The sequence below is a fragment of the Halomonas sp. G11 genome (genome assembly GCF_001663515.1).
Classification (GTDB): Bacteria; Pseudomonadota; Gammaproteobacteria; order Pseudomonadales; family Halomonadaceae; genus Vreelandella.
Map to the genome: position 1 here is coordinate 83624 of NZ_LYXG01000005.1, position 14659 is coordinate 98282.

A 14659-nucleotide genomic window follows, 5' to 3' on the forward strand; every position below is an offset into this window, starting at 1 on the left:
CAAAAGGGGTTAACAGACAAAAAAGCCCCGCCATGGCGGGGCTTTTTCTCGCAAATGCGAGCGCAGCGTTAGCCGTTTACTCGGAAACGATGCTAACGAACTTGCGGTTGTGCGGACCCTTGGTCTCGAACTTCACATAGCCTTCGTTCAGAGCGAAGAGCGTGTGGTCACGACCCAGACCAACGCCGGTACCGGCGTGGAAACGCGTGCCGCGCTGACGAACGATGATGCTGCCTGCGCTCGCTGCCTGGCCACCAAAGAGTTTCACACCTAAGCGTTTGGACTCGGAATCGCGACCGTTACGCGTGGAGCCGGCTGCCTTTTTATGTGCCATTGCAAAATCCTCCTGAAAGGGAATTGGCCGCTTACGCGGAAATTCCGGTAATTTTGACTTCAGTAAACCACTGGCGGTGGCCCTGGCGCTTCATGCTGTGCTTGCGGCGACGGAACTTGATGATCGTCACCTTATCACCGCGGCCGTGGGAAACCACCTCGGCAGACACTTTCGCACCGCCAACCAGCGGTGCGCCGACATTGACGTCGTCACCGTCGGCTACCAGCAGCACTTGGTCAAACTCGATCGTCTCGCCAGTGGCGACTTCGATCTTTTCAAGCTTGAGGGTCTGGCCTTCCTGAACGCGGTACTGCTTGCCACCGCTTTTAATAACTGCGTACATGTCTCTCTCCGGACGTCAATATTGCCGCTTTGATCACCGAAAACGGCGCTCATCAAAAATCGCTCTTGTCGACCTGCGGCGAGTGGCGCCCCTTTTGGCAGCCATCTGACAGGGAGCATGATGAGTGGGTCGCGGATTATAACGATGATTGCGTTTTGCTACAAGGACTATTGCGCCATTACAGATGATAGGGTATCACACACCCGCAGGCGCCTTGACGCCTAACGGACAGCCCCATAGCATGGCTTCAATTTAACGCGGCATATGCCGCCTCCATCTGCCGCGACGAACACTCCATGACCGCTAACGTCTCATCAGTCCAGCCTGCCAGCTCCACGCCCTCACCGCTGCACGCCGTGGTGGCGGATGACTTCGATGCCGTTAACCGGACCATCGTCGCCCAGCTCAATTCCAAGGTGCCGCTGGTCGAAACCATCGGCCAGTACATCACCGAGAGTGGCGGCAAGCGCCTGCGGCCACTGCTGGCGTTGCTGGCGGCACGTTCGCTGGGTTACACCGGCGACAAGCATATCCCGCTGGCCACGCTGATCGAGTTCATGCACACCTCGACGCTGCTACACGACGACGTGGTCGATGAATCGCACATGCGCCGAGGCAAGAAAACCGCCAACGACGCCTGGGGCAATGCGCCATCAGTCCTGGTTGGCGACTTCCTCTATGCACGCTCGTTTCAGATGATGGTCGACGTCGGCTCGATGCGCATCATGGCGATTCTGTCCGGTGCCACCTGCGTCATCGCCGAAGGCGAAGTTCAGCAGCTGACCAATATCGGCAATCCCAGTGTTTCAGAAGACGACTACTTCGAGACGATTCTCGGCAAGACGGCCATGCTCTTCGAAGCCGCTTCCCACAGCGGCGCGGTGCTTGCTGAAGCCACACCCGAACAGGAACAGGCGCTGCAACTCTACGGGCGTTATCTGGGATTGGCGTTTCAGTTGATCGATGACCTGCTGGATTACCAGGGCGACGCCGAGGCCATGGGCAAGAATGTCGGCGACGACCTGGCCGAAGGCAAACCGACCCTGCCGCTGATCCATGCCATGGAACAAGGCACGCCCGAGCAGGCCAAGCTGATTCGCCAGGTCATCCGCGATGGTGGGCTTGAGCAACTTAACGCGGTACTCGACATTGTTCACGCCACCGGCGCGCTGACTTACACCCGGGCGCGGGCCGAGGAAATGGCCGATAAAGCCCTTTCCCAGCTTGACGCTCTGCCTCCCAGCCCCTACCGCGACACGATGGCAGAGCTCGCTCGCCTGGCGGTTGATCGGCAAACATAATTGCGTTTTCAGCCCTGGCAAGACTTGAAAAAAACCGCCTGGCTACGTATTATGCCCCTCCGTTGTCGCAGCATGCGGCAAAAAATCGGAATATAGCTCAGCTTGGTAGAGCGCTGCCTTCGGGAGGCAGAGGTCGTAGGTTCGAATCCTGCTATTCCGACCAGAATTCCATGAAAACGGCCACTTAGCTCTTGGAGCAAGTGGCCGTTTTTTGTTGGCGTTCAGGGTAGCCAACCGCCTATTTTGAGGAGGTGCGCGTCACCCCGGCGGATGAATCAACCCCACCACGCTGACCAGAATCAGCACGGCCCCCAACACACGGAAGAACAGTCCGGTGTCTGCCTTGAGCATATAGCGGTGGGCCTTCTCGCCGAGCAAATGGCCAATAAAAGCGCAGGGCAGCAGCCACAGTTGGTGTATCAACTGAAGGTCGACGCCTGCGATGACGAACGACAGCATCTTGATCACCACCAGGATAAACCACAGCACGAACAGGGTATCCCGCAGCTGTTCCTTGGCGACGTGCGTGGCAAACACCGCCACGATCAGCGGCGCACCGATCAGTGAGGTACCGCTGACATAGCCGCCCAGCGCCAGCAGCACATAGTCCACATACTTGTTCTTGCTCTTGAACGGCTTGTTAAGCACATAGCCAATGGCATAGATGATCACGATGCCGAAGATGATGCTGGTCATCACGTTAGCCGGCAGTGTCAGCAGCCCCACCACCCCAATCAGCTTGGGAATGATCATGATCTTCAAGGCTTTGGCCAGGTAGCCCCAATCGATATTACTCTCCGGCGCGGCGCCTCCCGCCTCCTCTTGCTGCACTTGACGATGCCCGCGCCAGGCAATCCAGCTGGAAAAAATCAGCAGGTGAATGGCAATGATCGGCAGGAAGACCAGGGGCTCGTTCACCACCAAAAGCAGAAACGGCAGCGCCAGCACGGCACCGCCGAAGCCCAGGCTCGTCCTGACAAAACCGCTCCAGGCAAAAATTAGCCCGATCAATGCATACTGGTACCAGAGTAGATCCGTCATTGGTTCGCCTGCCTAACCATCGTCGTTATTGAAAGCCGTTATTGAGAAAAGGTCTCCACCGCCCACCAGGAAGGTAGTAGCGCACGTACATTAGCTTGCGCGAAACGATCATCCATTAATACCACAACGCCTTCATCTTCTGGACTGCGAATCACCCGGCCAGCGGCCTGCACCACTTTGATCATGCCGGGAATGCGGTAGGTGTAGTCGTCACCCTGGCCAAAGCGCGCGCCCAAGCGCGCTTTCAGCGCTTCGTTGAAGTCGTTAAACGGCGGCAGGCCCAGGGTCGCAATAAAGGCGCCGATTAGCCGGTCGCCGGGCAGGTCGATACCCTCCGCGAAGGCACCGCCCAGCACCGCAAAACCGATGCCTTTTCCACCGGGGGTAAAGCGCGCCAGAAACGCCTCGCGTTCGACCTCCGGCATCCCGCGGGTTTGGCTGAACACGGGTATCTCCGGGTGCGCCTCGCGAAAGCGTGCCAGCGCTGCCGTTAGGTAGGCAAAGCTGCTGAAGAACGCCAGGTAATGGCCTGGCCTGCGCTGATACTGCTGCGCCATGGTAGCGACGATGGGCTCGATGGAGGCGTCCCGGTCACGAAAACGAGTGGAAATATCGCGTCGGATGCGTACCTCAAGCTGGCGGGCGGCAAACGGCGACGCCACTTCGCGCCAGACGGTCTTTTCCGGCAAGCCGAGCAGGTCCCGATAGTAGTGACCAGGGGTGAGCGTTGCCGAGAACAGCACCACCGAGTGCGCGGCGTTAAAGCGCGGGGCCAGAAAATCGGCGGGTATCAGGTTGCGAAGACCCAACACCGCCCGCCCTCGCCCGTAGCGGGTAAGATCGCACAGCGAATGCTCGCCAAAGCGCTCGGCGAGGCGGCAGAATGCCAGCGCTTCGAACAGCAGTTCCTGGAGTTCCAGGCTGGCGTCTTCAGGGTGCTCACCCAGGTGATCGGTTACCGAAGCCCCCACCTGCTGAGCGGCAGCCACCAGTTTATCGGGCAGCGTCGTGAGCAGCCGATAATCCGGCTTGCCCGCTTCGCCTACCGCCTCCCGCCCCGCGTCCTTAAGCGACGTGTCTTTGCAAATCGTGTCTTGAAACAATGCCTGCCACTGGCGGGCTAAACGGTTCAAAGGCCGGACAAGCGCTAGCGGCGCGGCACGTCGCACCCGGTTAAGGCGCTGCTGGTCGAGTTCGGCGCTGTACATGCCGCGGGCGCGCTCCACCAGGTTATGCGCTTCGTCGACCAGTACGCCCGTTCGCCAGTCGTTAGCCTGGGCCAGGCCGTGCAGCAGCGCGTGGCTGTCGAACCAGTGATTAACGTCGCCGACCACCACATCTGTCCAGCGCGCCAGTTCCTGGCCCAAGTAGTAGGGGCATACATCATGGGCCAGCGCCACTTCCCGCAGCGCATCGCGATCCAGCCAGGCTTGCGCTACCGCCGCTTGTCGCGCCGCAGGCAGGCGGTCGTAAAAGCCTGCCGCCAAGGGGCACGACTCGCCGTGGCAGGCGCGGTCGGGGTATTCGCAAGCCTTGTTCCGGGCCACCAGTTCCAGTACCCGCAGCGGCTGGGCTTCCTCGCCCTGGCTAGCGCCTAGGGTGGCAAGCGCATCCAGCGCCAAACGGCGGCCGGGGGTCTTCATGGTCAGAAAGGCGATACGATCGAGTTGCTGACGCGGCATGGCCGAGAGCATGGGGAACAGCGTGGCCACGGTCTTGCCAATGCCCGTGGGTGCCTGAACGAGCAGGCAGCGCCCGGTGCTGGTGGCTTTATAGACGTCTTCAGCGAGCTCGCGTTGGCCGGGGCGAAAAGTGCCGTGAGGAAAGCCTAGCGTTTGCAGGCAGCTGTCGCGGTACTGACGATGGTCGGCTTCCTGCTCCGCCCAGGCGAGAAAGCGTTGGCACTGGGCAGTAAAAAACGCCTGCAACTCGGTAGCGGACGCCTCCTGGTTAAGCAATGTCTCCTTGCCACTGGCGATCTCCAGGTACACCAGCGTCAAGGTGATGTGTTCCAGGCCGAGCTCTTTGCAGAGCAGCGCGCCGTAGACTTTCACCTGCGCCCAGTGCAGCGCGCGCTGGTTATCGGCCATGCGCTCCAGGCTGCCGCGGTGGGTTTTGACTTCTTCCAGGCGGTTGGCCGCAGGGTCAAAACCATCGGCGCGGCCTGTCACCGTCAGCCCCTCAAAGGTGCCTGACAGCGGCAGTTCGGCGATATAGTCCGCCCCGCGGCGGCTGGCCACCAGCGTATGCCCTTGCATGCCTTCCTGGGCACTGGGCGCAGGGGTGAAGCGGTGGTCGAGATCGCCTTCGCGGGCGGTGAAATCGCACAGCGCCCGCACCGCCACCCGATAGGTCGCGCTCATGGCATTGGCTCGGCGCTATCCGCCCAGCGGACGTAACATACCGCAACGGGGACCTCGTGACGGTGAAAGAAGGTCAGCCAGCGACGCTGATTATCCTGCAGCCGGTCGCCGGGGCCCTTGACTTCGATCATCCGGTAGCGCGGCGTGCCCGCGGGTGCATCGGGCATCAACTGAATCAGGTCAGGCAGCCCGGCGCGGTTGGCTTTCAAGTCACCCAGCAAGCGCTCGAAACAGGCCCATAAGTGCTCTGCGGGGATACACTCAAGCGCCAGCTCGACAAGCGCCTCATCGACAATTGGCCAGTGGACAAAGGGCGATGCCAGACCAAACTTCTCCCGCCAGGTCGCCTGAATCACCTCGCGGTAGCTGCCGTCGTCCAGCCGCGCCAGGCAGGCACCGAAGGCATCACGCCGCCGCGCCACAAAATCGTCGCGGTATAAATCGGCGGGGCCGTTATGAAAAGGATAAAAGAAGGCGCCGGGCAAGGGTGCAAATATAGCGGGCCAGCAGAGCAGGCCAAACAGCCCGGTGATCAGGCTGTTTTCCACATAGTAGACCGGCGCCTGCGGTTCACCCAGGGCTTCAGCCACCGCCCGCTCGACACATTGCGGCCCCGGCAGTGTGAGATCCCAACGCTCATGGGTGGGCTCAATGTCCCTCGGCACAACAGGCAGTTTAAGCCGCCGTCGCAAACGGGGCAGAATCCGCGCCAGCGCCTGGCGTTCGGTTTCGTTGGGGCTGCTCTCCAGGGCTTGGGTGGCGAGCTCAAACGCCGCCTGGTGCTCGCCCAATCGCTCCAGTACGCGCAGTTGCCGAACGCGCGCCTCACTACTGCCAGCGTCGCCATAAAGCGTCAGCGCAAGCGCCGATTCACCCCTACGCTCCGCCTCGCGGCCTAGCTGCAACAGCAGCCGTGCGCGCCGCGTGGCGAGCCAGCGGTTATCCGACGGCGGCGGCACTTCAGGGTGAAGCTCGGCGGGAAGTTCGCCCTCATCGAGACGTTGGCGCAAATAATGGAGCGCCAGGTAGGTATCCACTTCATGACGCGATTGGAACGCGCGGGAGTGTGGCGTAAAGGGCACCGTTTCAAACCGCTGCAGGCCAAGCTCGGTTAGAACGAACTCCGCCCAGTCCTGGCGCAGGTTGCCAAAGAACATCAGGCGCAGCCGATCGCAGATATCCATCACGGTGAGGCGCACCACCCGGTCAGGCGCGTTGGGCCACCAGGTCTGAAGAGCAGCCGCTTTAGTGAACCTGCCTGCCAGCGTGTCATAAAGTACCGTTTTGGCACTCGACGCGTTAAGCCCGGCGGCGCGTATCTCATCGGCTAAAATGTGGCGAAGTTCCGCCAGGCGCAGCTGATTAAACAGCTCGTCAATCCCCAGCGCTGGCTGATCATCGACCCACCCCAGCGCGATCAAGGGCGCCATTGCAGTCGCGCTGTCGCCGACCTCGGCATAGCGGAGTTTGCTAAGCCGAAACAGCTCGCCTTTGCGCATCACCATGCGCACCAGCAGCGCCTGGGATGATCGCGGCAGGGTGTCGAACTGGTCCAGGAAATCGCGCTCGTCTGCCGAAAGCAGGTCAGCGTGGCGCTCCCCCACCCAGTCCAGAACGAAGCGAAAGTTCGTCAGGTAGTAGAAAGGGTCATCGAGGGAGGCGGTCGGCGTCGCGAAAGCACTGTTCATTTATCCATTGTAACAGTGCGAGGGTTTCGACGTCATGGCGTATGGAGGTCTGTTTAACCCACCCGGTGCTGCTTGAGCACGGTGAGGCTTCGTTCTTCTTCGTTTTGCGGCTGGGTGGGCGCTTGGCGGGTGCCGACCAGCACGTACCACTCTGCCTCACTCAGATAGCCTTCGCACCAGCGACCTAGATCGGCGGCACATGACTCGCGGGTGAGCTCTCCCGCACGATAGTCATTGGCCAGGAGTAACAAGCTCTGGCGTGCCGCACGGGCACGCGCATCGCCGCCGTGCACCTTGGAAAGCGGGCAGCGCCTATCGTAGGCAGCGTTGGTCAAGGCATTTAACCAACGCTCCAGCTCATGTGCTTGAATACCGCCGTAAACGGCCACACGCGTACTCCCTGCCCTGTATGAAGGGCGATAGACTGCCCGAACTGACGTCGGGTGTCATCTTTTGATGTCTTAACTTATACCCTGTTTAAAGCCTTGTAGCACATTGACGACATTGATACCAATGTCGTCCACGGCATAGCCGCCTTCCATGAGCAACACTGTCGGCAGGCCAGCCTGGGCAAGTCGTTGACCCAGCAGGCTAAAGTCGTCGCTTTTGAAGGTAAAAGCGCTGATGGGGTCGCCTTCGAAGATATCCACGCCCAGCGACACGATCAGCATGTCGCATTGTGACTCCTTGATCCTGGCAAGGGCGTTATCCAGCGTGACCATCCAGGTATCAACGGCCGTGCCCGGCGGCAGCGGGTAGTTGACGTTGAACCCCTCGCCGCTGCCCCGCCCCGTTTCATCCGCATAGCCTGAATAGTAAGGAAAGGTCACCTCGGGGTCGCCGTGCAGCGAGATAAACAGCACGTCATCGCGTTCATAGAAGATCTGCTGGGTGCCGTTGCCGTGGTGAAAATCCACGTCCAGAATCGCCACGCGGCGCTTGCCCGATGCCAGTGCTCGCTGCGCGGCGATCGCCGCATTATTGAAAAAGCAGTAGCCGCCATACTGGTCAAAAGCGGCATGGTGACCCGGAGGTCGACACAGGCCAAAACTGGGCTCACCGGTCGCAAGCGTCTGCTCGACAGCCCCTAGCGCCACATCTTTACTGGCCATCGCGGCTTCAAAGGTGCCCTCGCTAATCGAGGTTTCCGCCGCCAGGGCGTAATAGCCCAGCTTGGCGCTTATCACGCGGGGTATACGGTCACCACGCAGGGTGCGCGCAGGCCAGATATTGGGAATTGCCTCCCCTTCGTGTCCGGCGGCTACCCATTCGTGCCAGCAGTCGGCCAGGAAATTGACGTAGTCAGCATCGTGCACTGCCAGCACCGGCTCCAGGCCGTAGGCGCGCGGCTCGCAAAGCTCGCCCACCGCCGCCTGCTGGAGTTGCTTCAACACCAGATCAACGCGCTCGGGGCATTCGAAGGGGGCCACCAGCGCGCCGTCATGGAGTTCCGTTCTCGCCTGTCGCAGGCGGGTCTTGTCTGAATAAAAAATGTGCATGGTCTCTCCTGCCATCGGCAAAGGATCAGGGCTCGGCCAGGCTGATGCCCAGGCACGCTTCTGCCGCGCCGACTGACGCTTGAGCTGGTATTCGGCACGACTGGCGCTCGCCCGGTCGGGAAACGGCTGCGCGCCCAGCAGCGCCACCGGCGGGTTCGCACGGGTGAAACGCGCGCCTTTACCTGAAGTATGGGCGCGGTAACGCCTGGTCAAATTATTGGTGATGCCCACGTAAGTGCCGCGCTGACATTCAAGCAAATAAAGATACCACTTGCCGCCCCCCGGCGCAGACACACGATTGGCTGACTGGGTCACCGCTGGCTCCTGACGACTGGCTGCTGGTCGAGCGCATCGATGAACGTGATCAAGCTCGCCAACGGCATGGGCCGCGCCAAGCCAAAGCCTTGAAAGGCATCACAATGATAGTCCAGCAGTTGGTGATGCTGCTCAGACGTTTCAACACCTTCCGCAACGACGTTCAGTCCCAGGTGATGGGCCATGGAAATAATGCCTTTGACGATGGCGTTGTCGGCCTCACTTTGATGCAGCTCGTGTATAAAGCTGCGGTCGATTTTCACCGTATTCACCGGCAGGTGCTTCAAGTAGTTGAGGCTCGAAAAGCCCGTGCCGAAATCATCAATGGAGACCCGAACATCCATATTGCGCAAGGCGCGCAAGGTATCGATGGCGACCTCGGTATTTTCCATCAGAATCCCTTCGGTAATCTCCAGCGCCAGCTGCTTAGGCGGCAGGCCGGTGTCCGCAAGCGTCTGGTGCAGGGTGGCCAGAAAATTCGAGCGCTGAAATTGCAGTGGCGATACATTCACGGCTACCGACACCTCTCCCAGCCCTTGCTGGGCGAGGGCTTGCATGTCATCGCAGGCGCGGTTCAACACCCATTCGCTGATCGGCATGATCTGCCCGGTGGCTTCCGCCAATGGAATAAAACGCGCCGGTGAGATAAACCCCTTTGTCGGGTGCGGCCAACGCAGCAAGGCCTCGACACCTACGAGCTGACCGTTGCGGTCAAGCAGCGGCTGATAATACAGCTCAAACGCCTGGTTCTCGATGGCTTCCTGCAGTTCGTTGCGCAACACCAGCCGCTCGCTGGCGGTGTCGTTGAATGCTGCCGAAAACCATTGGTAGGCATTACGCCCACGCTGCTTGGCTTTATACATCGCCATGTCGGCCTGCTGGATCAGCATTTGCGGCTCCAGTAAAGCCTCCTCACTGATGGCAATGCCCACGCTCGCGGTCAGATATAGCTCGTGCTCTTCGATATAATAAGGACGCGACAGCGCCGCCAGCAGCCGCTCGGCCACCTCCACCACATCGACTTCATCCTGGACCCTTGGGTGCAGAATGACGAACTCATCACCACCCAGGCGCGCGACCAGGTGCTGTTCGTCCACCGCACCGAGCAGTCGCTGGGCCACCTCCTCCAGCACCCTGTCACCCACGGCGTGCCCCAGGTTGTCATTGATCGGCTTGAAGTCATCCAGGTCGACAAACAGTACCGCCACCCGCTGGTACTGCGCTTGTGCCTTCGTAAAGGCGTCACTCAGGGTTTCTTCAAAAAGCGATCGATTGGGCAGTTGGGTCAGGTCATCGTGGGTCGCGTGATAGGCCAGCCGCGCTTCGAAGGCCTTGTGTTTGGAGATGTCATGCTGGACACCCACGAAATGGGTCAACTGTCCATCGGGGTTGCGCACCGGGGCGATGTACAGATCATTCCAGAACAGGCTGCCGTCTTTGCGGTAATTACGCAGGGTCACATGAACATCACTCTGCTCACTCAGCCGCTGACGGATTTTTTCAACAACCTCCGGGTCAGTCTCCTCGCCTTGCAGGAAACGGCAGTTGCGGCCCAGTATTTCCGCCTGTTCATAGCCCGTCATCTGGGTAAAGGCATGATTGGCATAGACAATCGGCAGTCCCGGCTGTGTTGCATCGGCGATGACCACCCCGTTAACGCTGGCTTCCACGCTGCGTTCAAGGGTGCGCAGCCGAGATTCCTGCTGCCGCTTATCGGTGACTTCCTGGGCAATCCCATAAAGCCCCTGAATCTCGCCGTCGACCACGATGGGCAGGTTGATCAGGTCCATGATATGCGGCTCGCCAGCGCGATCACGGATAACTAACTCATAGCGGATAATACTGCCCTGCATGACGGATTGGTAACGCTGGTTGACTGAATCGACATCCTCGCCGTAGATAAAACAGTTGAAGTGGCTACCGACAATCTCATCAACGGCGTAGCCACTGATCGTCGCGCAAGTGGCATTGGCCGTCGCAAACCGGCCTTGCTCATCAAGCGAGAAAACCGCATCCGGATGGTGGGTGAACAGCGAACGATAGCGCTGCTCGCTTTCCTTGAGCGAGCGGCGAACCTGAAAACGCTCTACCGCCAGCGCCATTAGCCCAGCGGCCTTTTCGATCAATAAGTGATCTTGCTCATCGGGCACCCGAGGTTGGTGGGAATAGGTGGCGAAAGTTCCCAGCAGTTGGCCATTACTGCCCATCACCGGACTCGACCAGCATGCGACCAATCCCGCCTGCCGGGCAACGTCGTGGAACCCCTGCCAGCGCTCATCATCGGCGATGCACTCACTGATCACCTGGCGACGCTGGTAAGCGGCGCTGCCGCATGCGCCCATTGAAGGCCCAATAGCCACCCGTTTGACCGCCTCGCGGTAGTCCTCAGGCAACCGCTTACCCGCCGCCAACGTAAGGTGAGTCTTCGCTTTATTCGCCAGCATGATCGAACACAGCGAACCGGGCAGTTGGCGCTCAAGCAACTGGCAAAGGCTTTCCAGAATATCGTCCAGGGGCGCCTCCTGAGCGATCATCCGCTGTATATGCTGCTGGTCCTCAAGGGTTTGACGCGCCTCGGCGAGTTCTCTCGCCCGAGCGATACTGGCCTCGACAAGCCCCAGAGAAAACGCCAGCAGGCCGCTTAACATCAGCCCGACCATGGCCACGATGACCGGCACGAAGCCCGCCAGATACCAATTGTAATGGCTGCCCGGAAACGCCTCCAGGTCCAGGCTAATTCCACCGGGTAGCCCCGCCTTCCGTGTGGCCAACGCCATCCCGGGATTCAGCGACGTATCGGCGCGAAATCCAGGCGGGTGAAGCATTAGCAGTGAGTTATCGTCACGGCTAACGTTGATCTGAAACGGCCCCAGCTCAAGACGCAGCTCGTTATTGAGCATGACGGCCAGATCAAGGCTGGCCACCAGCTGTCGGCCCTGCTGGGCAATCGGTACCGTCATGAGTGCCATGCTGGGCACCTGCTGATCGCTGATCATGAGCCGTGCCCGACTAAACGGCACGGCCAGCCACTCCTGTATAGCAGGTTTGTCGAGCTGTTGTTGAAGCCACTCCCCACTGCTCGACGTCCGCCACTGGGTCCAGGAGGGGCGCATTTCATCGCCCACTAACGCCATGGCCTGCAGACTGGGCGTATCGCGCAGATAGCTCTGACCATCCTGGGTCAACAGCTCGCTATTGAAGTCACCCGGATACGCATCGATGCGCTCGGCCATGCGCTGCATCAAGCTTAGCCGGGTGTTCATCGCCTGCTCGGCATTGAGTTGTACGTTGTCGAGCAGATACATGGCTTGCTGCTGGGTGGTCGTGAACTGCTGCAGACTAAGTACCCACCAGACCACACCGCTAACGACGACCCCCGCCAGGCCGGATAATGCTGTCAGGCGGCTGAGTTGCAGCGGCCCGGTTAAGCGGCGACTGGCCACCCCAATCTTGGCCGCCCCCAGCAGCAGCGTGAACACCACCACGCCCACCGGCGAGGATGAAAAAATCGGGTGATCCAGTTCCACCCCTACCCACAGCCTGGCCAATAGCAACCCGCCAAACAGCCATAAACCGATCCCCGTGGCCAGCCACAACCAACGCCACCTGGAGGTTGAGCGCCCCCACCATAAACACAGCGCCACCGCTAACAACACACCTGCGCCCAGGCTGGTCATGCGCTCCTGCCCCGTTAGCCAGGAGGATAACAGCGAGCCGGACAACGCATTGTGGCCCAAGGTATACAGCGATATTCCCGCTATTCCCAATGCGCACAGCCAGCGAACACGCCGCCAGCGCTGCAGGGTGGCCAGCACACCAATGCTTGCCAGACAGGTGGCGAACGCAGCATCCGGTACCAGGGCAACGGCAAACAGCGAATGGGTGTCAGACACGCCAAACAAAACGCCTACCACACCCATCAGAAGCAGGGTCGCGGCGGCCATCAGTAGCAGCGTGTCTAGCGCAAGGTCACGGGCATTGATCGGCACGAGGGCAGTTTCTCCTATGGGTGTCTCACTTCACATTGGCTAACGTGAGAAGGCTATTTCCTCGGTCAACGATTGGAGCACGGTGTACTGATCGTCAAGATATAGGGCGTAGTCGTCCAGGGGGCGATAATCCACCAGCGAACCATGTGCCTTCTCGATCCGACTGGCCAGTTCAGGGTTCTGGACGGCTTGGCCAAAAGCCTCAGCCAGCGTCGAAAGGACCGTGACCGGCGTTCCGGGCGGCGCAAAGAGACCGCGATTGGTGGTATTAACAAGGTCGATGCCTTGCTCTTTCAGGGTAGGCACTGTCGGCAGGCCAGTCAGCCGCTGTTCCCCCGCAACGCCGAGCGGGGTTAACGCCCCGGCTGCAAACAAGCGTCCCGCAGAAGGCAAGTTGAGCATTGAAAAATCGATCTCTTGTGCAAGCAGAGCCTCGACCTGAGAGCCGGTATCGGGATAGTGAACAAGCTCAATGGTATCGAGCGGGATATTGGCCTGACGGAAAAAATGCACCCAGAAAAAGTGGTCGGTGGAGCTCGGGATCATCCCAAATCTGAGCTCCCCCGGTTGCTCTTTGACCAGCGTGGCAATATCACTGGCCCGCTTGGCATCGTGCCCAGCATAGGTCGCGGGAATATTCACCGTTCGGGTGAGCAAGGCAATCGGCGAGAAAGCGTGATGAGAATAAGCGGCGAGACCAGCAAAATAGGATAAATCGATGGTTTGGTGGCTACCCAGGAGGGTATGCCCATCAGGCGGGGCGTTTTTGACGAACTGAGAGCCGCGGGTTGCGCCGCTCCCCGCCATGTTGACCGTCACAATGGTCGTATCCAGATAGTCTTGAGCGTACTCCGCGATATCGCGAAACAGCACATTGGTGGCGCCTCCCGTTCCAAAAGGCACTACCAGGGTAATATCCGAGGCAGGAAAGCTATCATCAGCGCAGGCAATGCTCAGCCAACCCCACAGACAGCAGCCTAGCCACCAGCGGTTTAACGTTATTGTTCCAGGCAACCCCATCGCGTTTCCCCATCCTGCTAGTTGTTATGTTTGCCTACGTTACTTAACCGCTGTATTGCCTGCGTCAACGCCTGATGCCTTTCCTCAAACGCGTTTTCTGCTACCTGCCGGGCATGGATCAACTCACTTTCCTGACGGTCATTACGCTATATCGGCAGCTCGGCGACTTGCGTGAGGCGCGCATCTTCAACGGTTAGCCGAACAGCCCAGCAAAGTAACGGAAATAGCCTAATGATGAACGGAGCGTAAGGTTAAGTGTACTTCATCAACGCCCCTTGTGGTCATCATGCGAAAGGCGATATGCGTTTTGTTTAGGGGATAGGCGACAAGTTAGGTATAGTAGTAGCGCAATATCATCAGACTGACGGAGTACGAATCACGATCGATCATTCTTTCCAAATTGCAGGAGGTTCTCCCTATGAAGGTTTACAAACCCGAGTGGCAGTGCACGTTTAGCGTAAACGAAGGCGCGGAAGAATCAGCTGGCTGGAAAGAGAGAATCGCGTGGCGTCTCAGAGGGGTTGCGGATCGGTTGGAGGGCGGCGGACGTACGGTAAAGATTGACTATCGCGTAACGCCGACCGTTAGCCAACACGAAGTCGATACCTGCCTGGGTAAAGGCTTTGAGGTAACCCAGCGTTTGCTTTCTCAATTGGCACAACAGCAAGCCTGTGAAGATGTGATGCGCCATGCCAAGGCTGAGCTATATGTAGAAGATCATCAGCATTGATACGGTAGTAACTGTCCCACCCTACACCGGGTGGGA

At 59.5% G+C, this 14659-nt stretch carries 12 protein-coding genes, 1 tRNA gene and 1 pseudogene; 4 read left to right on the plus strand and 10 right to left on the minus strand.

Annotated elements, in window-relative coordinates; genetic code table 11:
* Positions 1–76: 76 nt before the first annotated feature.
* Positions 77–334 (minus strand): 50S ribosomal protein L27, encoded by a 258-nt coding sequence (rpmA, locus tag ADS46_RS03300; RefSeq protein ID WP_066316237.1) that lies wholly within the window; start codon positions 332–334, stop codon positions 77–79.
* A gap of 31 nt (positions 335–365) precedes the next feature.
* Positions 366–677 (minus strand): 50S ribosomal protein L21, encoded by a 312-nt coding sequence (gene rplU / locus ADS46_RS03305; RefSeq protein WP_027337601.1) that lies wholly within the window; start codon positions 675–677, stop codon positions 366–368.
* Between the two features lie 296 nt (positions 678–973).
* On the opposite strand from rplU, the gene ispB reads away from it, so the two are divergent.
* The gene (gene ispB, locus ADS46_RS03310; RefSeq protein WP_066316239.1) at positions 974–1978 is read left to right on the plus strand and encodes an octaprenyl diphosphate synthase; all 1005 of its coding nucleotides are present in this window, start codon (positions 974–976) and stop codon (positions 1976–1978) included.
* 86 nt (positions 1979–2064) lie between these two features.
* Positions 2065–2141 (plus strand) — tRNA-Pro (locus ADS46_RS03315).
* Positions 2142–2236: 95 nt separating this feature from the next.
* Here ADS46_RS03315 and ADS46_RS03320 read toward each other — a convergent pair.
* The 8 genes and pseudogenes from ADS46_RS03320 to ADS46_RS03350 all read right to left on the minus strand — a co-directional run bounded on the left by ADS46_RS03320 (position 2237) and on the right by ADS46_RS03350 (position 13893).
* Entirely contained in the window at positions 2237–3019 is a 783-nt protein-coding gene (locus ADS46_RS03320; protein ID WP_066316240.1) for a sulfite exporter TauE/SafE family protein, read from the minus strand.
* 38 nt (positions 3020–3057) lie between these two features.
* Entirely contained in the window at positions 3058–5382 is a 2325-nt protein-coding gene (locus ADS46_RS03325) for an ATP-dependent DNA helicase (RefSeq protein WP_066316241.1), read from the minus strand.
* Complete coding sequence (locus ADS46_RS03330) at positions 5379–7070, minus strand: VRR-NUC domain-containing protein (RefSeq protein WP_066316243.1); 1692 nt, start codon at positions 7068–7070, stop codon at positions 5379–5381. Before ADS46_RS03330 ends, ADS46_RS03325 begins: the two co-directional genes overlap by 4 nt.
* A gap of 53 nt (positions 7071–7123) precedes the next feature.
* Positions 7124–7459, minus strand: coding sequence for a hypothetical protein (locus tag ADS46_RS03335; protein ID WP_066316246.1), 336 nt, complete (start codon positions 7457–7459; stop codon positions 7124–7126).
* A 72-nt stretch (positions 7460–7531) separates the two neighbouring features.
* Positions 7532–8569, minus strand: a complete 1038-nt coding sequence (locus tag ADS46_RS03340) for a histone deacetylase family protein (protein WP_066316298.1) — start codon at positions 8567–8569, stop codon at positions 7532–7534.
* Positions 8570–8638: 69 nt separating this feature from the next.
* Positions 8639–8884: pseudogene (locus tag ADS46_RS18820) on the minus strand (GIY-YIG nuclease family protein); the annotation flags it as partial.
* A complete protein-coding gene (locus ADS46_RS18955; RefSeq protein WP_082925964.1) occupies positions 8881–12873 on the minus strand; it encodes an EAL domain-containing protein in 3993 nt (1330 codons plus the stop codon). The gene ADS46_RS18955 and the pseudogene ADS46_RS18820, both read right to left, overlap by 4 nt.
* A 39-nt stretch (positions 12874–12912) precedes the next feature.
* Positions 12913–13893, minus strand: a complete 981-nt coding sequence (locus ADS46_RS03350) for a tripartite tricarboxylate transporter substrate binding protein (protein ID WP_082925965.1) — start codon at positions 13891–13893, stop codon at positions 12913–12915.
* 74 nt (positions 13894–13967) lie between these two features.
* Between ADS46_RS03350 and ADS46_RS19070 the strand changes: the two genes are divergently transcribed.
* Both ADS46_RS19070 and ADS46_RS03355 read left to right on the plus strand, forming a co-directional pair.
* Complete coding sequence (locus ADS46_RS19070) at positions 13968–14090, plus strand: hypothetical protein (protein ID WP_267886931.1); 123 nt, start codon at positions 13968–13970, stop codon at positions 14088–14090.
* 221 nt (positions 14091–14311) lie between these two features.
* Positions 14312–14623: a hypothetical protein gene (locus ADS46_RS03355; protein WP_066316248.1), complete on the plus strand. Its 312-nt coding sequence runs from the start codon at positions 14312–14314 to the stop codon at positions 14621–14623.
* Positions 14624–14659 lie beyond the last annotated feature (36 nt).

Excerpts from the sequence above, each read along its gene's own strand:
- ADS46_RS03320 (WP_066316240.1), bottom strand. The coding sequence starts at position 3,019 with ATGACGGATCTACTCTGGTACCAGTATGCATTGATCGGGCTAATTTTT.
- ADS46_RS19070 (WP_267886931.1), top strand. The coding sequence starts at position 13,968 with ATGCCTTTCCTCAAACGCGTTTTCTGCTACCTGCCGGGCATGGATCAA.
- ADS46_RS03325 (WP_066316241.1), bottom strand. The coding sequence starts at position 5,382 with ATGAGCGCGACCTATCGGGTGGCGGTGCGGGCGCTGTGCGATTTCACC.
- ADS46_RS03330 (WP_066316243.1), bottom strand. The coding sequence starts at position 7,070 with ATGAACAGTGCTTTCGCGACGCCGACCGCCTCCCTCGATGACCCTTTC.
- ispB (WP_066316239.1), top strand. The coding sequence starts at position 974 with ATGACCGCTAACGTCTCATCAGTCCAGCCTGCCAGCTCCACGCCCTCA.
- ADS46_RS03355 (WP_066316248.1), top strand. The coding sequence starts at position 14,312 with ATGAAGGTTTACAAACCCGAGTGGCAGTGCACGTTTAGCGTAAACGAA.
- rpmA (WP_066316237.1), bottom strand. The coding sequence starts at position 334 with ATGGCACATAAAAAGGCAGCCGGCTCCACGCGTAACGGTCGCGATTCC.
- ADS46_RS03350 (WP_082925965.1), bottom strand. The coding sequence starts at position 13,893 with ATGGGGTTGCCTGGAACAATAACGTTAAACCGCTGGTGGCTAGGCTGC.
- rplU (WP_027337601.1), bottom strand. The coding sequence starts at position 677 with ATGTACGCAGTTATTAAAAGCGGTGGCAAGCAGTACCGCGTTCAGGAA.
- ADS46_RS03340 (WP_066316298.1), bottom strand. The coding sequence starts at position 8,569 with ATGCACATTTTTTATTCAGACAAGACCCGCCTGCGACAGGCGAGAACG.